16 protein-coding genes are annotated in these 21892 nt (G+C 69.7%); 13 read left to right on the forward strand and 3 right to left on the reverse strand.

Annotation, left to right across the window (positions count from 1 at the left end):
• Positions 1-5: 5 nt before the first annotated feature.
• Positions 6-1040 carry a tRNA (adenosine(37)-N6)-threonylcarbamoyltransferase complex transferase subunit TsaD gene (tsaD, locus tag HHL11_RS22070; RefSeq protein ID WP_169420713.1) on the reverse strand — a complete coding sequence of 345 codons (1035 nt, stop codon included), beginning with the start codon at positions 1038-1040 and terminating at the stop codon, positions 6-8.
• Between the two features lie 47 nt (positions 1041-1087).
• On the opposite strand from tsaD, the gene HHL11_RS22075 reads away from it, so the two are divergent.
• The 4 genes from HHL11_RS22075 (at position 1088) to HHL11_RS22090 (ending at position 5453) form a co-directional block, all read left to right on the forward strand.
• On the forward strand, positions 1088-2299 hold the full coding sequence (locus HHL11_RS22075; protein WP_169420714.1) for a nitrate regulatory protein: 1212 nt from the start codon (positions 1088-1090) through the stop codon (positions 2297-2299).
• A gap of 181 nt (positions 2300-2480) precedes the next feature.
• The gene (locus tag HHL11_RS22080) at positions 2481-3758 is read left to right on the forward strand and encodes a CmpA/NrtA family ABC transporter substrate-binding protein (protein ID WP_169420715.1); all 1278 of its coding nucleotides are present in this window, start codon (positions 2481-2483) and stop codon (positions 3756-3758) included.
• A 10-nt stretch (positions 3759-3768) separates the two neighbouring features.
• Entirely contained in the window at positions 3769-4623 is an 855-nt protein-coding gene (gene ntrB / locus HHL11_RS22085; protein WP_169420716.1) for a nitrate ABC transporter permease, read from the forward strand.
• Positions 4620-5453, forward strand: a complete 834-nt coding sequence (locus HHL11_RS22090) for an ABC transporter ATP-binding protein (RefSeq protein WP_169420717.1) — start codon at positions 4620-4622, stop codon at positions 5451-5453. Before ntrB ends, HHL11_RS22090 begins: the two co-directional genes overlap by 4 nt.
• A 22-nt stretch (positions 5454-5475) precedes the next feature.
• On the opposite strand, the gene HHL11_RS34485 is transcribed toward HHL11_RS22090, so the two are convergent.
• Positions 5476-6726, reverse strand: coding sequence for an ANTAR domain-containing protein (locus HHL11_RS34485; RefSeq protein WP_169420718.1), 1251 nt, complete (start codon positions 6724-6726; stop codon positions 5476-5478).
• Positions 6727-6906: 180 nt separating this feature from the next.
• Here HHL11_RS34485 and HHL11_RS22100 point away from each other — a divergent pair, with 180 nt between their 5' ends.
• The 7 genes from HHL11_RS22100 to cobA are packed head-to-tail and all read left to right on the forward strand — an operon-like array spanning position 6907 to position 16299.
• A complete protein-coding gene (locus HHL11_RS22100) occupies positions 6907-8178 on the forward strand; it encodes an MFS transporter (RefSeq protein WP_169420719.1) in 1272 nt (423 codons plus the stop codon).
• Positions 8179-8196: 18 nt separating this feature from the next.
• Complete coding sequence (nirB, locus tag HHL11_RS22105) at positions 8197-10635, forward strand: nitrite reductase large subunit NirB (RefSeq protein ID WP_169420720.1); 2439 nt, start codon at positions 8197-8199, stop codon at positions 10633-10635.
• The gene (locus HHL11_RS22110; protein ID WP_342593258.1) at positions 10632-11405 is read left to right on the forward strand and encodes a type IV pili methyl-accepting chemotaxis transducer N-terminal domain-containing protein; all 774 of its coding nucleotides are present in this window, start codon (positions 10632-10634) and stop codon (positions 11403-11405) included. The genes nirB and HHL11_RS22110 overlap by 4 nt, the downstream gene beginning before the upstream one ends.
• A complete protein-coding gene (nirD, locus tag HHL11_RS22115) occupies positions 11402-11776 on the forward strand; it encodes a nitrite reductase small subunit NirD (RefSeq protein WP_169420721.1) in 375 nt (124 codons plus the stop codon). The genes HHL11_RS22110 and nirD overlap by 4 nt, the downstream gene beginning before the upstream one ends.
• Complete coding sequence (locus HHL11_RS22120) at positions 11773-14562, forward strand: molybdopterin-dependent oxidoreductase (protein ID WP_169420722.1); 2790 nt, start codon at positions 11773-11775, stop codon at positions 14560-14562. Before nirD ends, HHL11_RS22120 begins: the two co-directional genes overlap by 4 nt.
• Positions 14563-14617: 55 nt before the next feature.
• Entirely contained in the window at positions 14618-15526 is a 909-nt protein-coding gene (gene ybiB, locus HHL11_RS22125; protein ID WP_169420723.1) for a DNA-binding protein YbiB, read from the forward strand.
• A complete protein-coding gene (gene cobA / locus HHL11_RS22130) occupies positions 15523-16299 on the forward strand; it encodes a uroporphyrinogen-III C-methyltransferase (RefSeq protein ID WP_169420724.1) in 777 nt (258 codons plus the stop codon). The genes ybiB and cobA overlap by 4 nt, the downstream gene beginning before the upstream one ends.
• 10 nt (positions 16300-16309) lie before the next feature.
• Here cobA and HHL11_RS22135 read toward each other — a convergent pair whose 3' ends face one another.
• Complete coding sequence (locus HHL11_RS22135) at positions 16310-20122, reverse strand: M48 family metallopeptidase (protein ID WP_169420725.1); 3813 nt, start codon at positions 20120-20122, stop codon at positions 16310-16312.
• 120 nt (positions 20123-20242) lie between these two features.
• Here HHL11_RS22135 and HHL11_RS22140 point away from each other — a divergent pair, with 120 nt between their 5' ends.
• A complete protein-coding gene (locus HHL11_RS22140; RefSeq protein WP_169420726.1) occupies positions 20243-21508 on the forward strand; it encodes a BaiN/RdsA family NAD(P)/FAD-dependent oxidoreductase in 1266 nt (421 codons plus the stop codon).
• A 111-nt stretch (positions 21509-21619) separates the two neighbouring features.
• On the forward strand, positions 21620-21832 hold the full coding sequence (gene rpsU / locus HHL11_RS22145) for a 30S ribosomal protein S21 (RefSeq protein ID WP_104301834.1): 213 nt from the start codon (positions 21620-21622) through the stop codon (positions 21830-21832).
• Positions 21833-21892: the final 60 nt, after the last annotated feature.

Raw genomic sequence — 21892 nt, forward strand, 5'->3', positions numbered from 1 at the left:
GCCGTTTACGCGTGGATGTCCTGCAGCGGCCACCGCGGCCGCACGTCGAAGGCGTAATCCGCCACGGCTTCCTGTACGCCCGACTGCAGCCGCATCGCCGCGGCCAGCGCGATCATCGCGCCGTTGTCGGTGCACAGCGCCAGTTCCGGGTAGTGCACGCGCACGCCCCGCTTCGCGCAGGCCGCGTTCAGCTGCGCACGCAGCCGCCGGTTGGCGCCCACGCCACCGGCCACCACGATGCGTTGCAGCCCGCTCGCGTCCAGCGCCATCATCGATTTCTTCACCAGCACGTCCACGATGGCCGCCTCGGTCGAGGCCGCCAGGTCCGCCTTGCGCGCCTGCATCTGGTCGGCCAGCTTGTGCGTCTGCGTCAGCACCGCCGTCTTCAGGCCGGCGAAGGAGAAATCGAGGTCGCCGCTGTGCAGCAGCGGCCGCGGCAGCTTGAAAGCCGCGGGATCGCCCTGCTGCGCCAGTTTCGACAAGGCCGGGCCGCCCGGATAACCCAGGCCCAGCAGCTTGGCTGACTTGTCGAAGGCTTCGCCGGCGGCATCGTCGATGGTCTCGCCCAGCAGCGTGTAGCGGCCGACGCCGTCCACCTGCATCAGCTGCGTGTGGCCGCCGGACACCAGCAGCGCCACGAAAGGAAACTCCGGCGGGTCGGCACTGAGGAAGGGCGACAGCAGGTGGCCTTCCAGGTGGTGCACGCCCAGCACCGGCTTGCCCAGCGCCGCGCCCATGGCACAGGCCACGCCCGCGCCCACCAGCAGCGCGCCGGCCAGGCCCGGCCCACGGGTGTAGGCCACGACGTCGATGTCGGCGACGGTGCGGCCGGCCTCGTCCAGCACCTGCTGCGCGAGCGGCAGCACGCGCCGGATGTGGTCGCGGCTGGCCAGTTCCGGCACCACGCCGCCATAGGCCTGGTGCATCTCGATCTGGCTGTGCAGCGCGTGCGCCAGCAGCGCCGGCACGGGCTGGCCGCCGGTTTGCACCAGCGCCACGCCGGTCTCGTCGCAGGAGGATTCGATGCCGAGCACGATCATGCGGCGAGTTTAGCCCCGGCATGCTTGTTGCTGCTGTCCGGGGGTCAATGCGATCCGGATCCAGCTTCCTCCTTGCCGCCCGCCAGTGCGAGATCGCCGAGCTCGAGCAGCTCGGGCGCACCGGCGAGCTTGTCGGCGCCATCGGGCGCTTCATCCACGCGCTGCAGCGCGAGCGCGGCATTTCCAACATCTACCTCGTCTCCCAGGGCCGGCGCTTCGCCACGCAGCGCGTGACGCAGGTGGACGAATGCGCTGTCGTGGAGCAGGAAGCGCGGGGCCGCTTCGACGAGCTCGACACCGAAGCCACGCGCGTGCGCAACGGTTCGCGCCTGTTCAGTCGCATCGCCTTCGTGCTGCACGGCCTGGACGGGCTGCCCGCGCTGCGCGAGCGCGTCGCCACGCGCGAACTCTCGCCCGCGGACGCCTCGGCGGCCTACACGCGGCTGGTGAACGGCCTGCTGGCGGTGGTGTTCGAAGCGGCCGATGCCGCCACCGACCCCGAGATCTCGCGCGCGCTGGTGGCGCTGTTCAACTTCATGCAGGGCAAGGAGTTCGCCGGCCAGGAGCGCGCTTTCGGTGCGCGCGCCTTCGCCGGCGGCGGCATCGACGCGGCCGGGCAGCAGCAATGGCAGCACCTGATCGAGTCGCAGCAAGCCTGCCTGCAGGTGTTCGCCGCTTTCTCCGAGGCGGCGGTGCTGCAGGCCGAACAAGCCGGGCGCGACGTGCTGGCCCTGGCCGAAGTGGAGCGCATGCGCCGCGTGGGCTGCACCGGGCACATCCTCGACCCTGAGCTGAGCCACGCCTGGTACGAATGGGCCACGCGCCGCATCGACGCGATGCGGGCCATGGAGGACGTGCTGGCCGGCCACCTGCAGCGCCTGTGCGCGAGCCGCATCGAGCGCGCCCGAGACGAACTGCGCGACCAGCGAGCGCTGCTGGCCGAACTTTCGCAGCAGGCGGCGAGCGCCGCCGCCCCGGCCCCGTACGGCCCGCACCTGGAACGCTCGATCCTCGAACTGGTGCAGGAGCAGTCGCAACGCCTGCAGGCCATGGGCGACGAGCTCGATGCGGTCCGCGCCTCGCTCAACGAACGCAAGGCCGTCGAGCGCGCCAAGGGCCTGCTGATGGCGCACCGCGCGATGAGCGAGGACGAGGCGTACAAGACCCTGCGCCAGATGGCCATGAACCAGAACCGGCGGCTGGTCGACGTGGCGCAGGCGGTGCTGTCGCTGGCGGACGTGTTGCCGGGGGTGCGCTGAGGCGCACTGTTGCGGTGCACAAACGCTGGCACGCCTCCTGCTAACCACTGGGTAACGCACGCCAACGTCGGCGCGCGATCAGGTTTCCCGAATCCGGACAACGGCGTCCATCCCGCGTGCGCGAGCAGGCGGTCGATGGGCGCCGTTTCTTTTTTGTTTCTTCGCAACCCTGGAGCACAAGATGCAAGACCTCTCCCGCCGCACCGTCCTCAAAGGCGCCGCCCTCGCCGCCGGCTTCCCCGGCATCGTCATGGCGCAAGGCACCACGCTGGAGACCAAGGCCGCCAAGCTGGGCTTCATCGCGCTCACCGACGCCGCCCCGCTGTTCGTGGCCGACGAGAAGGGCTTCTTCAAGAAGCACGGCATGACGGAGGTCGAAGTCCTCAAGCAATCGTCCTGGGGCACCACGCGCGACAACCTGGTGCTCGGCTCCAGGAGCAACGGCATCGACGGCGCGCACATCCTCACGCCCATGCCCTACCTGCTCACCACCGGCGCCGTCACGCCCAACAACGTGCCGGTGCCGATGGCGATCCTGGCCCGCCTGAACCTGGGCGGCCAGGGCATCTCGGTGGCCAACGAATACAAGGACCTCAAGGTCGGCCTGGACAACAAGGAGTTCGGCAAGGCCCTGCTCGCCAAGCGCGTGAAGACCGGCAAGGCGGTCAACGCCGCCATGACCTTCCCCGGCGGTACGCACGACCTGTGGCTGCGCTACTGGATGGCCGCCGGCGGCGTCGACCCCAACCGCGACATCAACACCATCGTGGTGCCGCCGCCCCAGATGGTGGCCAACATGAAGGTCGGCAGCATGGACACCTTCTGCGTCTGCGAGCCCTGGAACCTGCAGCTCATTCACCAGAAGATCGGCTACACAGCGCTCACCACCAGCGAGCTCTGGATGAACCATCCGGAAAAGGCCTTCGCCATGCGCGCCGACTACGTGCAGGCCAACCCGAACTCCAGCAAGGCGCTGCTGAAGGCGGTGATGGAAGCGCAGATGTTCTGCGAAGACCCCAAGAACCGCGCCGAGGTGGCCGAAATCTGCGCCCGCCGCCGCTGGATCAGCGCGCCGGTGGAAGACATCGTCGACCGCATCAAGGGCGACTTCGACTACGGCAGCGGCCGCGTCGTCAGCAACAGCCCGTTCCAGATGCGCTACTGGAAGGACAACGCCAGCTATCCCTTCCAGAGCCACGACCTGTGGTTCCTCACCGAGAACCAGCGCTGGGGCTACCTGCCCATGAACCTGGACACCAAGGCGCTGATCGCCAAGGTGAACCGCGAGGACCTGTGGCGCGCCGCCGCCAAGGAGCTGGGCGTGGCCGCCAAGGACATCCCCGCCTCCACCTCGCGCGGCGTCGAGAAGTTCTTCGACGGCAAGGTGTTCGACCCGGCCAACCCGAAGAAATACCTCGACAGCCTGGCCGTCAAGAACGTCAAGGGCGCCGCGGCGTGAAGGACAGGACATGAGCACCCTCGAATCCCTTCCCCTCGCGCCGCCGGCCGCGCCCGGCGCGCTGCGCACCTGGGCGGCCAGCCTGGCCCGCGGCTTCATGACCCATGTGCTGCCGCCGCTGGTGATCGTCGGCTTCCTGGTCCTGGTCTGGCAGGTGCTGGGCTCGCGGCCCGGCGCCGCGCTGCCCTCGCCGAGCAAGGTGGTGCAGGACACCTGGGAGCTGATCGTCCATCCCTGGTACGACCACGGCGGCAACGACGTCGGCATCGCCTGGCAGCTGCTCGCCAGCCTGAAGCGCGTGGCCTACGGCTACTCGATCGCGGTGGTGGTCGGCGTCAGCCTGGGCGTGCTGGTGGGCCAGAGCACCTGGGCGCTGCGCGGCCTGGACCCGCTGTTCCAGATCCTGCGCACGGTGCCGCCGCTGGCCTGGCTGCCGATCTCGCTGGCCGGCTTCCGCGACGGCCATCCCTCGGCCATCTTCGTCATCTTCATCACCTCGATCTGGCCGATCATCATCAACACCAGCATCGGCATCCGGAACATCCCGGAGGACTACCGCAACGTGGCGAAGGTGATCCGCCTGAACGGCTACGAGTACTTCGCCAAGATCATGCTGCCGGCCGCCGCGCCTTTCATCTTCTCGGGGCTGCGCATCGGCGTGGGCCTGTCGTGGCTGGCGATCATCGCCGCGGAGATGCTGATCGGCGGCGTGGGCATCGGCTTCTTCATCTGGGACGCCTGGAACAGCTCGCGCCTGAGCGACATCATCCTGGCGCTCCTCTACGTCGGCCTCGTGGGCTTCGCCCTGGACCGCGTCGTCGCCTTCATCGGCCGCAAGGTCACCCGTGGGACTTCCGCAGCATGAGCAACGCCTACCTCTCCCTCTCCCGCGTCGACATGGCTTTCGGCGCCAACGTGGTGCTCAAGGGCATCGACCTGGCCGTGCAGCGCGGCGAGTTCATCTCGCTGATCGGCCACTCCGGCTGCGGCAAGAGCACGGTGCTGAACATCGTGGCCGGACTGCTGAAGGCCAGCTCCGGCGGCGTCATCGTCGATGGCCGCGAAGTGAACGCGCCCGGCCCGGACCGCGCCGTGGTGTTCCAGAATCACTCGCTGCTGCCCTGGCTGACGGTCTACCAGAACGTGGAGCTCGCGGTCGACAAGATCTTCCGCGGCTCGCGCACGAAGGCCGAACGCAAGGACTGGATCCTGCACAACCTGGCCATGGTCAACATGTCGCACGCGCTGGAGCGGCTGCCTTCGGAGATCTCGGGCGGCATGAAGCAGCGGGTGGGCATTGCCCGCGCGCTGGCCATGGAACCCAAGGTCCTGCTGCTGGACGAGCCCTTCGGCGCGCTCGACGCGCTGACCCGCGCACACCTGCAGGACGAGGTGATCCGCATCCAGAGCGAGCTGGGCAACACCGTGCTGATGATCACGCACGATGTCGACGAGGCCGTGCTGATGTCCGACCGCGTGGTGATGATGACGAACGGGCCAGCGGCGACGATCGGGCAGGTGATGGAAGTGCCGCTGGAGCGTCCGCGCAACCGCATCGCGCTGGCGGAGAACCCCGCGTACAACCATTGCCGGCAGGAGATCCTGAGCTTCCTGTATGAGAAGCAGAGGAAGGTGGAGGTGCTGGCGGCGCGTGGTTCCGTCCGCACACCTTCTCTCTTGTCATCCCGGGCTTGACCCGGGATCCCTGCGTTGCGGCTCAGGGCCGCAATGACATGAGGACCTGGATCGAGTGCTGGTACGCCTCGGTGAGCTGGTCGAACACCTCCAGCAGTTCCTCGCTCGCCGCCGCCAGCTTCATCCTCCCCGCGGCCTGGCCCGCCTTGCCGGCGGCGCCACGCAGCTGATCCCACGCGCCCTGCCCGCGCTCCAGCAAGGCCCGGATCTCCGGCGTGGACAGCGGCGCTGCCGCCAGCCGCGCCATGCCTTCCTCGAAAGCCGCCGCCGTTTCGACGACACCAGCATCCTCCGACTGCAGCAAGGCCTGCTTGGCCATCCGCTGCGCCAGCATGCGCTGCCGCCCGGCCACGTTGATCACGCCGACCTGCGCCGCCAGCCCGGAAGACTCCAGCGCCCTCACCAGCGCATCGGCCTGGGCCAGCACGGCATCGGCCAAGGCATCCAGGCGAGGCGCCTCGACGCTGCCCGCCTCCAGCGCGGACCGCAAGGCCTGCCAGCCCGCGCGCGCCGCGCCCAGCAGGTCGCCATAGGTCGCGGCAGAGAGATTGGCCTCGAGCCAGCCGAGGTTCTCTTCCACCCGCGACAGGGATTCGCGCAGCAGCACCGCCACCGCCGCCACTTCGGTGCGGCTGGCGCCCAGCGCATACAGCTTCACCAGCCGCTGCGACAGCATGCGCTGCTGGCCGGCGCGATTGATGCCCTCGGCCACACGCGCCGCGTCTATCACCTGCCGCGACAGCTGGCCCACGCGCTGGTTGCCCTGCATCGAGGCCTTGCGCAGGAGCTGGAAAGCCTCTTCCTCGCTCACCTGCTGCGCGCGCATCAGGATGCCCTTGGCCTTGTCCACCCACTTGCGCTCGTCCAGCTTCTCGCCCAGCTCCGCCACCTGTGCGCGCAGCGCGTTCTCGCGGGCGAAGCGCGCCTGCGCCATCTGCACCAGCGGCCGCAGCCGCTCGCGTGCATAGCCCTGCACCACCCAGGCGTGCACGCCCGCTTCCAGTGCACGCTGCATCGCTTCGGCGCTGCTGTCCTGCGTGAACACCAGCACCGGCAGCGGCTGCTGGGCCTGCACCAGGGCGAGCGCGGACAACAGTTCCGCATCGGGGCGCGGCGCCCAGCAAACGAGCACGTCGGCATCGGCACGCAGCGTTTCGCGCACCAGGTGGGCGCATTCACCGCTGCCGCGCACGTCGAAACCGGCCGCGCGGAGATCGGCGCCGAGGTCCGGTGCACCGGAATCGGGCGTATGGAGGAGGAGAACGGAGGTCACTTGAGGCGCAAGCATAGGGCAATGCGCGCTGGCACGGTCCCTGCATCAAGAGCCTCGCCGGGTGCAACGCCGCACCTGGGCCGCGACTGAAGTCCCGGCCTTGCGCACAACGCCGTGTGCTGTCCTGTCCTCAACCTCCCGAGCTGCGCCGCAAGGCCGCCCGGGTCCAGACAACACACGATGAGCGCAACCTCCAAGTTCCTGAAGTCCGGCCATGCCCCGACCTTGTTCGCGGCCTTCCTCTACTTCACCTGCTCCTGCGCGATCTGGGTGCTGAACGGCGCGATGGCGCCCTTCATCCGCGAGGCCTACCAGCTCACCGCGGCGCAGCAGGGCCTGATGCTGTCCATCCCCATCGTCGCCGGCGCCCTCATGCGCTTTCCGCTGGGCGTGCTGGCCCAGTACATCGGCCGCAAGAACGCCACGCTGGTGGAGATGGCCATGATCGCCGTGGCCATGCTGTTCGGCCTGTTCTTCGTCCACGGCTTCGGCGACCTGCTGGCCATGGGCGTGCTGCTCGGCATCGCCGGCGCCAGCTTCGGCGTGGCGCTGTCGCTCGGCTCCGGCTCCTTCCCCGCGAAGCACAAGGGCCTCGCCATGGGCATCGTCGGCGCCGGCAACGTCGGCACCGCCATCGCCGTGCTGCTGGCCCCGCCGCTCGCACAGTGGCTCGGCTGGCAGGCGGTGTACGGCGTCGCCGCCGTGGCCGTCGCGATTCCCGCCGCGGTGATGATCGTCTTCGCCCGCGAGCCGCAGGACGTGAACAAGCACGCCGGCCTGCGCGATCACGTGGCCTGCCTGTTCGAGAAGGACGGCTGGGTGTTCAGCGTCATCTACGCCATCACCTTCGGCGGTTTCATCGGCCTCACCAGCTTCCTGCCTTCCTATTTCTTCGAGCAGTTCGGCGTGAGCAAGGTGCAGGCAGGCCAGCTGACGATGCTGGCGGCTTTCATGGGCGCGGCGCTGCGCGTGGTCGGCGGCTGGATCGCGGACCGCTGGGGCGGCATCAACACGCTGACCCTGGTGCTGGCGGTCGTCTGCGGCACGCTGGTGGCCATCGGCTTCAGCGGCGGCTCGCTGCTGGCGACGACCCTGCTGATGATGGCGTGCTTCGCCGCGCTGGGCGCGGGCAACGGCGCCCTGTTCCAGCTGGTGCCGCTGCGCTGGCCCGCGGCCACCGCGGTGGCCGGTTCGATGATCGGCGAGATCGGCGCCCTGGGCGGCGGCCTCGTGCCCAGCTCCATGGGCCTCGCCAAGCAATACCTGGGCAGCTACAGCTTCGGCTTCCTGTTCTTCGCGGCGCTCGCCCTGCTGGTGCTGGGCCTGCTGCGCGTGATGCAGGCCGGCTGGACGCGCAACTGGGTGGGCCGCGGCGGCCGCGCCCGCGTGCATGCGCACCAGCCCGCAGCGCAAGCCGGCGGCCTGCCGCTGCCGCAAGCCTCCCGTTCCTGATTTCCCGGAGATCGAAGCATGAAGAAGATGAAACTGGTGATGGTCGGCAACGGCATGGCCGGCGTGCGCACGCTCGAAGAGCTGCTGAAGATCGCCCCCGAGCTGTACGACGTCGCGGTGTTCGGCGCCGAGCCGCATCCCAACTACAACCGCATCCTGCTGTCGCCGGTGCTGGCCGGCGAACAGACGCTGGACGAGATCGTCCTCAACTCCTGGGAGTGGTACGAGCAGAACAACATCCGGCTGCACGCCGGCAAGAAGGTGGTGCAGATCGACCGCGTGCGCCGCGTCGTGCGGGCCGAGGACGGCACGGAGGAAGAGTACGACCGCCTGCTGCTGTGCACCGGCTCCAACCCCTTCATGCTGCCGGTGCCGGGCAAGGACTTGCCGGGCGTCATCGCCTACCGCGACATCGCCGACACCAACGCGATGATCGAGGCGGCCACCAGATACAAGAAGGCGGTGGTCATCGGCGGCGGCCTGCTGGGCCTGGAAGCGGCCAACGGCCTGATGAAGCGCGGCATGGAAGTCAGCGTGGTGCACGTGATGCCCTGGCTGATGGAGCGCCAGCTGGACGACGTGGCCGGCAAGCTGCTGCAGAAGTCGCTGGAAGAGCGCGGGCTGAAGTTCCTGATCGGCGCGCACACGCAGGAAATCGTCGGCGACGAACGCGTGACCGCCGTCAGGTTCAAGGACGGCACGGAGGTGGAAACCGACCTGGTCGTGATGGCCGTCGGCATCCGCCCCAACACCGAGCTGGCCGAGAAGTCGCGCATCCACTGCAACCGCGGCATCGTCGTCAACGACACGATGCAGACGGTGACCGACGCGCGCATCTACGCCGTCGGCGAATGCGCGGCGCACCGCGGCATCGCCTACGGCCTGGTGGCGCCCCTGTTCGAGCAGGCCAAGGTGGCGGCCAACCACCTGGCGCAGTTCGGCATCGGCCGCTACACCGGCTCGCTGACCTCCACCAAGCTCAAGGTGACGGGCATCGACCTGTTCTCCGCCGGCGAATTCATGGGCGGCGAGGGCACCGAGGAAATCGTCATGAGCGATCCCTTCGGCGGCGTCTACAAGAAGCTGGTGATCAAGGACGACAAGCTGGTCGGCGCCTGCCTGTACGGCGATACGGTGGACGGCAGCTACTACTTCAAGCTGCTGCGCGAGGGCCGCAAGATCGGCGACATCCGCGAGAAGCTGATGTTCGGCGAGTCCAACCTGGGCGACGCGGGCCACCAGGGCCAGAACAAGGCGGCGGCGCTGGCCGACACGGACGAAGTCTGCGGTTGCAACGGCGTCAACAAGGGCACGATCTGCAAGGCCATCAAGGAGAAGGGCCTGTTCACGCTGGACGAGGTGCGCAAGCACACCAAGGCCAGCGCGTCCTGCGGCTCCTGCACCGGCCTGGTCGAACAGATCATCATGTTCACGGCCGGCGGCGACTACTCCGCCGCGCCGAAGAAGAAGGCGCTGTGCGGCTGCACGGACCACAGCCACCAGGAAGTGCGGGATGCGATCCGCGCCAACAAGCTGGTCACGATCGCCGACACGATGCGCTTCATGGAATGGCGCACGCCCAACGGCTGCTCCACCTGCCGCCCGGCGCTGAACTACTACCTGATCTCCACCTGGCCCAAGGAGGCCAAGGACGATCCGCAATCCCGCTACATCAACGAGCGCAGCCACGCGAACATCCAGAAGGACGGCAGCTACTCGGTGATCCCGCGCATGTGGGGCGGCGAGACCACGGCTTCGGAGCTGCGCCGCATCGCCGACGTGGTGGACAAGTACCACATCCCCACCGTCAAGGTCACCGGCGGCCAGCGCATCGACCTGCTGGGCGTGAAGAAGGAAGACCTGCGCAATGTCTGGCAGGACCTGGGCATGCCTTCGGGCCACGCCTATGCGAAAGCGCTGCGCACGGTGAAGACCTGCGTGGGCAGCGAGTGGTGCCGCTTCGGCACCCAGGACTCCACGCAGATGGGCAAGGACCTGGAGCGCGCGCTGTGGCGCATGTACGCGCCGCACAAGGTGAAGCTGGCCGTCAGCGGCTGCCCGCGCAACTGCGCCGAAAGCGGCATCAAGGACGTCGGCGTCATCGGCGTCGACTCGGGCTGGGAGATCTACGTGGCCGGCAACGGCGGCATCAAGACCGAGGCCGGCCAGTTCTTCTGCAAGGTGAAGACTTCCGAGGAAGTGCTGGAGTACAGCGGCGCCTTCCTGCAGCTGTATCGCGAGGAAGGCTGGTACCTGGAGCGCACGGTGCACTACGTCAACCGCGTCGGCCTGGAGTCCATCAAGAAGAAGGTGCTGGAGGACCATGAAGGCCGCAAGGCGCTGTGGGAGCGGCTGCAGTTCGCCCTGGATGGCGAGCCGGACCCCTGGTTCGAGCACGAGAAGGCATCCGTCGACGAGCGGCAGTTCGACGCACTGCCCTCGGGGGTGGCCGCATGATGCGACGCAGGACGCTGCTCGCCGCCGCGATGGCAAGCGCGGGGACCGCGTGGGCCCAGGTCACGGACCTGGCCGATGCGATCAACAAGGCCGGCCGCCAGCGCATGCTGTCGCAGCGCACTTGCAAGGCCTATCTCGCCCTCGTGCAGGGCGTGGAGCCCGAGCAGGCGCAACGCGTGCTGGACGCCTCGGTTGCGCTGTTCGAGCGCCAGCTGGGCGAGCTGAGGGCCTACGCCAGCACCGCGGAACTGCGCGCGACCTATGGCGCGCTGGGCTCGGCCTGGGGCGACTACAAGGGCCTGCTGGCCGCGCCTGCGCGCACCGGCGTTGCGGCCGTGGTCGCGCAGTCCGGCAAGGTGCTGGCCGTGGCGCACCAGGGCACGGGCCAGTTCGAGGCGCTGCTGAACCAGCCGCTCGGCAAGCTGGTCAACGTGGCTGGCCGCCAGCGCATGCTGTCGCAGCGCATGGCCGCCTTCTATCTCGCCTCGCTGATGCCGGGCGACGCCGCGGCGGCACGCGCCGAAGTCGCCAAGGCCCGCACCGATTTCCTCGCCGGCCTGGACTTCCTGCGCAAGGCCCCGGAAGCCACGCCGCGCATCAAGGACGAACTGCAGCTGGCCGACCTGCAATGGGTGCTGTTCGACAACGCGCTGCAGAAGGCGGCTCCCGGCGACGGCACCAAGCCGCAATCCGACGTGTTCATCACCAGCGAGAACGTGCTGCAGGTGATGGACCGCATCACCACGCTCTACACGGGACTGAAGGCATGAACCTCAACGAATGGACCCCGATCTGCCGGGTCGACGAGATCCCGGTGCTGGGCGCGCGCCGCGTGGCGCGGCCGCGCGGCATGGACGTGGCGGTCTTCCGCAACGGCGAGGACCAGGTCTTCGCGCTGCTGGATCGCTGTCCGCACAAGGGCGGCCCGCTGTCGCAGGGCATCGTGTTCGGCACCAGCGTGGCCTGCCCGCTGCACAACCAGACGATCGGCCTGGACGACGGCTGCGCGAAGGCGCCCGACGAAGGCTGCACGCCGCGCTTCTCGTGCCGGGTGGAAGCGGGCCAGGTGTTCCTGGACCCGGTGGAACTGGCCACCGTGGCGCTGGAGCTGGAGGCGCCGAAGGCGGGACCCTGCAAGTGAAAGAGACGAAGTCGACCTGCCCTTACTGCGGTGTGGGCTGCGGCGTCATCATCCGCTCCGAAGGCGAGCAGATCGTGGGCGTGCGCGGCGACCCGGAGCATCCGGCCAACTTCGGGCGGCTGTGCACCAAGGGTTCGACCCTGCACCTCACCGCCTCGGCGGAGGTGACGCGCCAGACCCGCCTGCTGCAGCCGATGCGCCGCGAGCACCGCGGCGAGGCGCCGCGGCGAGTGGACTGGGACGGCGCGCTGGACTTCGCGGCCGACGCCTTCGCGCAGGTCATCGCGGAGCACGGGCCGGACAGCGTGGGCTTCTACATCTCGGGCCAGCTGCTCACCGAGGACTACTACGTCTTCAACAAGCTGGCCAAGGGCCTGATCGGCACCAACAACGTCGACACCAATTCGCGGCTTTGCATGAGCAGCGCCGTGGCCGGCTACAAGAAGACGCTGGGCGCCGACGCACCGCCCAACTGCTACGACGACGTCAACCATGCGGGCTGCATCTTCATCGTCGGCAGCAATACCGCGTTCGCGCACCCCATCCTGTTCCGGCGCATCGAGGAGGCGAAGGCGCGCAACCCGCAGATGAAGATCATCTTCTGCGACCCGCGGCGCACCGACACCGCGGAACTGGCCGACCTCTACCTGCCGCTGCAGCCCGGCACCGACGTCATGCTGTTCCACGGCCTGCTGCACATCATGCTGTGGGAGGGCTGGACGAACACGGACTACATCGCGGCCCACACCAGCGGCTTCGACGCGCTGAAATCGCTGGTGCGCGAGTACACGCCGGAGAAGGTGTCGCAGGCCTGCGGCATCTCCAAGGACGACCTGTTCACGGCAGCGAAGTGGTTCGCCACCTCGCCCGCGACCCTGAGCCTCTACTGCCAGGGCCTGAACCAGTCTTCCAGCGGCACCGCCAAGAACGCGGCGCTCATCAACCTGCACCTCGCCACGGGCCAGATCGGCCGCGCCGGCGCCGGGCCCTTCTCGTTGACGGGCCAGCCCAATGCGATGGGCGGCCGCGAGGTGGGTGGGCTCGCGAACCTGCTGTCCGCGCATCGCGACCTGGCCAATCCCGGACACCGCGCCGAAGTCGCCGCGCTCTGGGGCGTGCCTTCCGTGCCGGAGCAGCCCGGCCTCACGGCCGTGGAGATGTTCCAGGCCGCGGCCGACGGCCAGCTGAAGGCGCTATGGATCGCCTGCACCAACCCGGCGCAATCGATGCCGGACCAGGCGACCGTGCGCCGCGCGCTGGAGCGTGCCGAGCTGGTGGTGGTGCAGGAAGCCTTCGCCACCACCGCCACCTGCGACTACGCCGACCTGCTGCTGCCCGCCAGCACCTGGGGCGAGAAGGAAGGCACCGTCACCAACAGCGAGCGGCGCATCAGCCGCGTGCGGCAGGCCGTGCCGCGGCCGGGCGGCGCCCGGCACGACTGGGAGATCGTGGTCGATTTCGCGCGGCGGCTGGAGACGCGGCTGCGGCGCGCGCCCACGCTGTTCCCTTACACGACGCCGGAAAGCATCTGGCTCGAACATCGCGAGACCACGCGCGGCCGCGACCTCGACATCACTGGCTTGTCGTATGCGCTGCTGGAACAGGCGCCGCAGCAATGGCCTTTCCCGGAAGGCGCGAGCAGCGGCAAGGCGCGCCTCTACGAAGACGGTGTCTTCCCGACGCCGGACGGCAAGGCCCGCTTCGCCGACGTGGCCTACGTGCCCCTGGCCGAGCCGCGCGAATCGCGTTATCCCTTCTCGCTCACCACCGGGCGGCTGCGCGACCAGTGGCATGGCATGTCGCGCACCGGCACCCTGGGCCGCCTGTTCGGCCACGTGCCGGAGCCGGCGGTGCAGATGCATCCGCAGGACATGGCGCGGCGCAGCCTGCAGGAAGGCGACCTGGTGCACGTCACCTCCAAGCGCGGCTCCATCGTGCTGCCCGCGCAGGCCAGCAACGAAGTGGGACTGAGCCAGGCCTTCATCGCGATGCACTGGGGCGCGGAGTTCCTGGGCGGCGTCTCCAGCACCGGCGAACCCCTGGCCGGCGTCAACGCGCTCACCACCTCCGCCTACTGCCCCGGCTCGAAGCAACCGGAGCTGAAGCACGCGGCGGTGAAGATCCTCAAGGCCGAACTGCCCTGGACCTTGCTGGGCGTGGCCTGGCTGCCGGCGCAGGACGCGCAGGCGGCGCGCGAGCAGCTGAAGTCGATGATGGCGCTGTTCCCCTTCGCCGCTTGCGTGCCCTTCTCCAACAACCCACCGCTGGACCAGGCGGCGAACAGCGAGCGCAACGGCGTGCTGTTCCGCGCCGCCGCCTACGAGGCGCCCCCCGACGAGATCGTGCAACAGCTGGAACAGCTGCTGGGCCTGGCCGGCACCGTGGATACGCTGCGCTACGCCGATCGCCGCAAGGGCCAACGGCGCACGGTGCGGGTGCGCCGCGAGGGCGCCGATACGCGCATCGAAGCCCTGCTGCTCGCCGGCGACACCAGCGCCGAAGCCTGGATCAAGTCGCTGCTGCTGCAGGAGCTGCCGGCCCAGGCCTATGGCCGCCTGCTGCTGGCCCCGGGCGCGAAGGCGCCGGTGGCCGTGCAGAAGAAGGGCAAGCAGGTGTGCAGCTGTTTCGGGGTGGAGGCGCCGGCGATCGAGCAGCACCTGGAGGGCTGCGGCGGCTCGCCGGACGAACGCCTGGCCTCACTGCAGAAGGCGCTGCGCTGCGGCACCAACTGCGGCTCCTGCGTGCCGGAACTGAAGCGGATGATCCGCAGCCTGGTGCCTGCCTGATCGCCCTGGAATGTCCTCATAGCCAAAAGTCATCAAGGCTCTGGGACAATTGCGCGTGGGCATCAGTCAATACCTCAAGGAAATCGGCCGCGGCAAGCAGGGCGCGCGGCCCCTCGCACGCGACCAGGCCAGGGACCTCTTCGGCCAGGTCCTCGACGGCGCCGTCACCGACCTCGAGGTCGGCGCCTTCTGCATCGCCATGCGCGTGAAGGGGGAGACGCCGGAAGAAATGGCGGGCTTCCTCGACGCCCTTGACGAACGCCTGCACAAGGTCCCTGCTGCCAGCGGCAAGCCGGTGGTCGTCCTGCCCAGCTACAACGGGGCGCGCCGCCTGCCGGTGCTGACGCCGCTGCTGGCGGCGCTCGTCGCACGACGCGGCCTGCCGGTGGTGATCCACGGCGCGTCCACCGAGTCCAGCCGCGTCTTCGTGCGCGACGTACTGCACGCGCTCGACGTCCAGGCGCATGGCGAAGTGCCGACCGTGCGCGACGGCCAGGTGGTGTTCCTGCCCACCGAGGTGCTCAGCCCGGGCCTCAAGCGCCTGCTGGACGCGCGCAAGGCGATCGGCCTGCGCAATTCCGCGCACAGCCTGGTGAAGCTGATGAACCCCTGCGCCGGCAAGGCCGTCATCGTCAGCAGCTACACGCACCCGGAATACGCCGTCTCGATGGCCGCCGTGTTCGAGCTCATGGGTTCGACCGCGCTGCTGCTGCGCGGCACCGAAGGCGAAGTGGTCGCCGACGCGCGCCGCCTGCCGCAGATGGATGGCTTCATCCGCGGCCAGCGCGTGACCCTGCAGGAAGGCCAGAAGGGCACGCTCGCCGAATTGCCGGAACTCCCCAAGGACATCGCCCCCGAGGCCACGGCCGCGTACATCCGCGAAGTGCTCGCGGGCACGCGTCCCGTTCCCCACTCGCTCGCCGCGCAAGTGGAACACATCTTGCATCTGGCTGACGCATCATGAATACGATCCACACCGGGAAGGTCACACTGGTCGGCGCCGGCCCCGGCGATCCGGAACTGCTCACCCTCAAGGCGCTGAAAGCGATCCAGGGGGCCACCGTGCTGCTGGTCGACGACCTCGTCAGCGACGAAGTGGTGGCGCATGCGCCGCCCACGGCGCGCATCGTCCACGTCGGCAAGCGCGGCGGCTGCAAGAGCACGCCGCAGGCCTTCATCGAGAAGCTGATGGTGATGGCCGCGCGCGAAGGCGAGAACGTCGTGCGCCTCAAGGGCGGCGACCCCTTCATCTTCGGCCGCGGCGGCGAGGAGGTGGAACACCTGCGCGCCGCCGGCATCCACGTCGAAGTGGTCAACGGCATCACCTCGGGCCTGGCTGCCGCCACTTCGCTGGGCGTGCCGCTCACGCACCGGGACCATGCGCAAGGCGTCATCTTCATCACCGGCCATGCCCAGAAGGGTGCGGAAGCGCCCGACTGGCGCACGCTGGCGGCCGCTGCGCGCGACGCCCGCCTGACGCTGGTGATCTACATGGGCGTGAGCAGCGCCGAGCGCATCGAGCAGGACCTGCTGGCCGGCCTGCCCGGCGACACGCCCGTGGCCGTCATCCAGCGCGCCACCCTGCCCGACCAGCGCCATGCGGTGACGCGGCTGGACCATCTCGCGCAGACCATCGCGGGCGAAGCCCTGGCCAGCCCGTCGGTGATCGTCGTCGGTGACGTCGTGCGCGGCGTGCAGGCGGCCAGCTCCGCCTTGCCGCAAGCGCGCGCCGCCTGAGCCAGCCGCCTTACTGCGCCAGCGCGAAGTAAGGCCGCTCGCCGACGAACAAGGCGCGGCGTGCGTATTCGCGCCAGGCCGCCGGCGCCTTGGGCCCCAGCGCCACCACCCCGGCCACGTAGACCTGCGCGCGCAGCGCCACCGGCAGCTGCGCCGCCGCGGCTTCGGCCTGCTGCACGTCGCGCGAAGTCCGCAGCACGTCGACGAACTGCTGCAAGGCTTGCTGCACGGGCGGCGGCAGGCCGGGTTCCTGCAGGTGCGCCAGCAACGGCTGCACGTCCTCGCCGCGGCGCAGGGCCAGGCCCAGCGCGGGCCAGAAGGTCGTGTTGTCGATGCCCGCACCAGCCGGCAGCTTCGCGGCCTGCTGCGCCAGCGCGTCCGGCGCGCCGTCGGACGCGGCGGCCAGCCGCAGCACGCGCGCTGCATCAGGGCCCTTGCCGGCCTTGAGGGCCGCTTCGGCAACGCGGCCGCGCGCCAGCTGCGGATAGGCCTCGGCTTCGGTGCCGGGCTGCAGGCCGGCGCCGCTTTCGAACATGTGCGCCACGCGCACCGACTGGTACCTGGACGCGAGGTCCTGCAGTTCCGCGCCCGAGCCCTGCTGCAGCCGGCGCACGCGGGCCAGCTCCAGCGCGCATTGCTCGGCCAGCGCCGGCAGCTTGAGGCAGGTCGAATAGCCGCGGGCCGCGGGACCGAATTCGCCTTTCTCCGCCAGCCCGGAAGCAGCGGCGAAGCCGAACCAGCCGTTGCCGGGATGGAGCTGGTAGCCCGCCTGGAAGGCCGCCTCGCGCTCCGCGGGATCGGCCTGGCAGCGCGCCGCCAGGTACTGCAGGTCGGCCTGCTCGGGGTTCTTCACCGCCTGCGCCTGCTGCGCCTGGCAGACCTGCTCGTGCTGCTGCGACGGCGCGCTGTCCTGCTGCAGGCGCAGCAGCACCACGTCGGCCGGCTGCTCGGCCAGCCGCGCGGCCAGCAGGCGCGGGAACTCCGGGTAGCCCTGCGCCAGGCCCAGCCAGTCGGAAATCGACGCCGAGGCGGTGTCGTCCCAGCGCGCGTGGGCCAGCGTCACGTCCTTGCGCGCGTTGCCGCGCGGATCCATCTGGAACACGGCGCGCACCGAGGTGCCCGGCGCCGCGCTGATCACGCGCCGCGTGCCGCCGCCGCCCTTCGTGCGGATCTGCTCCGGCGGCGCCTGCAGGATGGTGTCGGCGCCGGTGGACAGCCAGCGCTGCGCGCCCAGCGGCGCGTCGGCTGGCGCGCTCGCATTGCCGTACACCGCCGTCCATTCCACCAGCGGCGAGGCGGCGGCCACGTTGTAGACGTACTGCGCGCCCGGCACGTCCGGCTCCACGCGGAAGCTTTCGATCTCCTGGCCCTGCATCGTGCGGGCGCGGATCGTCACCGCGCCATTGAGATCCAGGTCCACGTGCTGCGTCGCGCCCGGGCCCACGGCCAGGTTCTTCCAGCGGCCGATCTCGACCTGCACCGCGCGGTCCAGCCCGTTGTGCACGGCCACCTGCGCCGTGCCCAGCGCGCTGCTCATGCCCACGAGGCTGGCGATGATGCCGCCCGCCACCGCCAGCCGCACAGTGCCGGGCAACCAGCCGTCGGCAGTGAGGAAGCGGGACCACCAGTCCAGCTTCTCCTGGCGCGGCCGCGCGCTGCCAGCGACGAAGCTGGGGTATTGCGGCGGCACTTGGGGCGCGGCCGGCGCATCTTCCAGGCCCTGGTGCTGGTAGGCCGCGCGGGCCAGCATGGCTTCGGTCACCAGCAACTGGTCCAGCGTGCTGCGGCGCAGGCGGCCGAGCGCGCGCTGCACCGGCTGCGCCCAGCTGTCGATGACGTCCAGCCACTGGCCCAGCTTCTCCTGCGAGGGTGGGGCCAGCTTCCATTCGCCCAGCGCCGCCTGCCAGCTGGCGAGGCCGGCGCGCTGCAGCGTGGCCGCGTCCGGCTGCACGTGCACGGCATCGCGGTGCACGACTTCGAGCAGGGTGTACAGGTCAGCCGCGACGATCACCAGCCGCTTGCGTTCCGCGTCGCTGACGCGCCGCTTGGCCGTGACCATGCTCACCGCGTTGGCCAGCGAGCCGTGCGCATCGGCCAGGTTGGCCTCCATATGCTCGGCGTAGTGCAGCAGCGCCAGCAGCCCCTGCACGTAGGCGTCCCAGCCGCGGCCCTGCGCGCGCCCGAGGTCGCGGCCGACGCTGCGGCACAGGGCGTCATGCGCGGCCAGCTTGTCCTGCACCACTTGCAGTTCCGACTTCACCTTGCCCAGCGCCAGCGGCAGCTGGCGGCGGTGCAGGATGCGGCCGCGGAAACGGATCTCGCCGTCGGTGACCTGCCCGCGGCCGGCCTGCACGGCCTGCAGTTCCGCCTGCTCGCGCTGCAGCGCTTCCAGGTCCTTCACCAGCGCGCCCAGCGCAGGCGGGTACATGGCGTTGCGGTCGGCCGGGCCGGCGGCATAGAGCTCGTCCACGCGCGTCGCCGCCCGGGTGACGGGGCGCGCCAGGTAGCAGCCGCGGTAGATGCTCTTGAAGGATTCGCGGCCGTACTCCGCGTCCAGCGCCACCCGGGTCTCCTCCGGCGTAGCCACCGGCAGTTGCGGGTCCCGCTTGGGAAACATCGCCGCTGTGCCCTGGCGGCGCACTCCCGCCGGATCGCGGAACAGCGTCCAGGCCGAGGAAGGGTCCAGCGGCGCCGGGTGGTACAGGCGCTTGGCGTTTTCCTCGCGCTCGTGGTTCAGCGGGTGGCTGGCCCACATGCGCAGCGGCTGCACCATTTCCTTGCGGAAGATGCGGTGACCGGCCGCTTCTGTGGCCGGGCGCGGCGGCGGCGCGCCGAAGGCGGCGTCGTCCAGCAGCGCACGCAGCCGCTGCATGATCTGCGACTGCACCTCGAACAGGTCGCCGGTGAGCTTGCCTTTGGCCGCTTCCGCGTTGGCGAAGGCGATGGCGCGGTCCCAGGCCGTATCGGCCGCCTGCAGGCGGAACAGCGCCTCGATCAGCGCGTCGCTGCCGGCCAGGCTGACGGAGATGCGGTCGGCCTGGAACTCCATCTCGCGCGACAACGCGCGCTCCGCGGCCAGCACGATGCGGAAGAAGGTGTCCACCAGCGAGCGGATCGACCACACCAGCAACGACAGGATCCAGCCGACCCAGGACACGCGGATGTCGATCGAGGACAGGCCGCGCAGGACCTTGTCCAGCATGTCGCGGCGCGCGACCAGCGTGGCCGCGATCTGCTGCGCCACGTACACCCAGCGGCCGACCGCCATCGAGCGCTGCGCGAAGTGGCCGAACTCGTGCGCCAGCACCGCCTTCAGCTCCGACAGGTTCAGCACGTTCACCAGCGCCAGCCCGATCTCCAGGTTCTTGCGCGAGGGGAACAGCAGGTTCAGCGGCGACAGGTCGTAGAACACCGCCGCATTGACGCGCGAGGACAGGAACACCTTGCGCGGACGCGGCGCCCGGGCCTCGTCGGCCAGCCGGACCAGGAAGGCGAACAGCCCTGGCTGCTCCTGCTCGGTCACTTCGACCAGGCCTTCGAGCTTGCCGCGCCGCACGAAGAACAGCGCCTTGAGCATGAAGACGGTGATGAACGCCGCGCCGGCGCCGCCGACCCACACCCACAGCGGGTCGCGCGAGCCGAGCACGGCCGCGCGCAGCAGCGTGTAGGCCTTCCAGCCGAACCAGCCCGTGAGCGCGGCGTAGAACAAGCCGAAGGCCAGCAGCGCGAGCATCGCGACCCAGGCCTGGCGCCGGTAGACGGAAGATGCAGCGGTGAGCGCGGGCGCGACCTGGGCCGGCCCGGCCGGGTAGATGACGGACATGGAACCCTCTCCTCGTTTGCGGGGCACGCTAGCACGGCCTTGCGCGCCGCGCATCCGGCTTGATGGCGCAGCGCCACAGGCGGCCGACCGCCGGTGGACTCCGCCCGATAATCCGCGTCCATGCCGGACGCGACTTCCCCTTCCACTTTCGACGCCATCGTGATCGGGGCCGGCGCGGCCGGCCTGTTCTGCGCCGCCCGCGCGGCCCAGCGCGGCGTGAAGGTGCTGCTGGTCGACCACGCGGCCAAGGTCGCGGAGAAAGTGCGCATCTCCGGCGGCGGCCGCTGCAATTTCACGAACCGGGACCTGGAGCCGCGCGCGCCGCAGAAGCATTTCCTCGGCGAGAACGCCAACTTCTGCCGCTCGGCGCTGGCCCGCTTCACGCCCACGGATTTCATCGCCCTGGTACAGAAGCACGGCATTCCCTTCCACGAGAAGCACAAGGGGCAGCTGTTCGGCGACCGCAGCTCGGAGGACTTCATCCGCATGCTGCTGGCGGAGTGCGAGGCCGGCGGCGTGACGCGCTGGCAGCCATGCACGGTGGAGTCGATGGCCTTTGCGGACCGCACCTATCGCCTGCGCACGTCCAAGGGCGAGGTGCAGGCGCCGGCGGTAGTGATTGCCACCGGCGGGCTGTCGATCCCGCAGATCGGCGCCAGCGACTTCGGCTATCGCGTCGCGCGGCAGTTCGACCTGGCGCTGGTGACGACGCGGCCCGCGCTGGTGCCGCTGACCTTCGACGGCGCCGCCTGGGCGCCGTTCGCCGGCCTGGCCGGACTGGCTTTGCCGGTGCGCATCGAGACCGGGGCGAAGAAGGAGCGCATGGCCTTCGACGAGGACCTGCTGTTCACGCACCGCGGCCTGAGCGGGCCGGCGGTGCTGCAGATCTCCAGCTACTGGCGCGCAGGCCAGCCCCTGCGGATCGACCTGGCGCCGGGCGTGGACCTGGCCACCGAGCTGCTGCAAGCCAAGTCCCGTTCCCGCAAGCTGGTGGCCAACGAGCTGGCGGCCTGGGTGCCTTCGCGCCTGGCGGATGCCTGGGTGCAGCAGGACGCGGGCCTGCAGCGGCCGGTCAACGAGTGCAGCGACAAGGCCTTGCAGCAGCTGGCACAGCGCCTGCAGGCCTGGGAGCTGGTGCCCACCGGCAGCGAGGGCTACCGCAAGGCCGAAGTGACGGCCGGCGGCGTCGACACCCGGGAGCTGTCCTCGCAGACCTTGGAGGCGAAGAAGCAGCCCGGGCTGTACTTCATCGGCGAGGTGGTCGACGTGACCGGCTGGCTGGGCGGCTACAACTTCCAGTGGGCCTGGGCGAGCGGGAACGCCTGCGCGGAGGCTTTGGGGGAGCGTTTCGCCCCTGGCTTGCCCGTTGGCCAAACAAGGCTATAATCTCCGGCTTTGCTGGCAAACCCCACCGGCCTGATCGAACCTGAAAGGTGGGGAACCCCGGCGGACGTCCTCGATCTTCGTTCCGCCAACACACTGGATATCCGGAAAGTCATGACGACCATTCGTGTCAAGGAAAACGAGCCGTTTGACGTGGCGCTGCGCCGCTTCAAGCGCACCATCGAAAAGCTGGGCCTGCTGACCGAGCTGCGCGCCCGCGAGTTCTACGAGAAGCCCACCGCCGAGCGCAAGCGCAAGAAGGCTGCCGCCGTCAAGCGCCACTTCAAGCGCGTGCGCAGCATGCAGCTGCCGAAGAAGCTCTACTGAGCCCCGGCCTAAGCCGCTTCGAACAAAAGCCCGCCTGGGGACGCCCAGGCGGGCTTTTCT

Origin of the sequence: Ramlibacter agri (assembly GCF_012927085.1) — a bacterium.
In the GTDB taxonomy this organism is placed as follows: domain Bacteria; phylum Pseudomonadota; class Gammaproteobacteria; order Burkholderiales; family Burkholderiaceae_C; genus Ramlibacter; species Ramlibacter agri.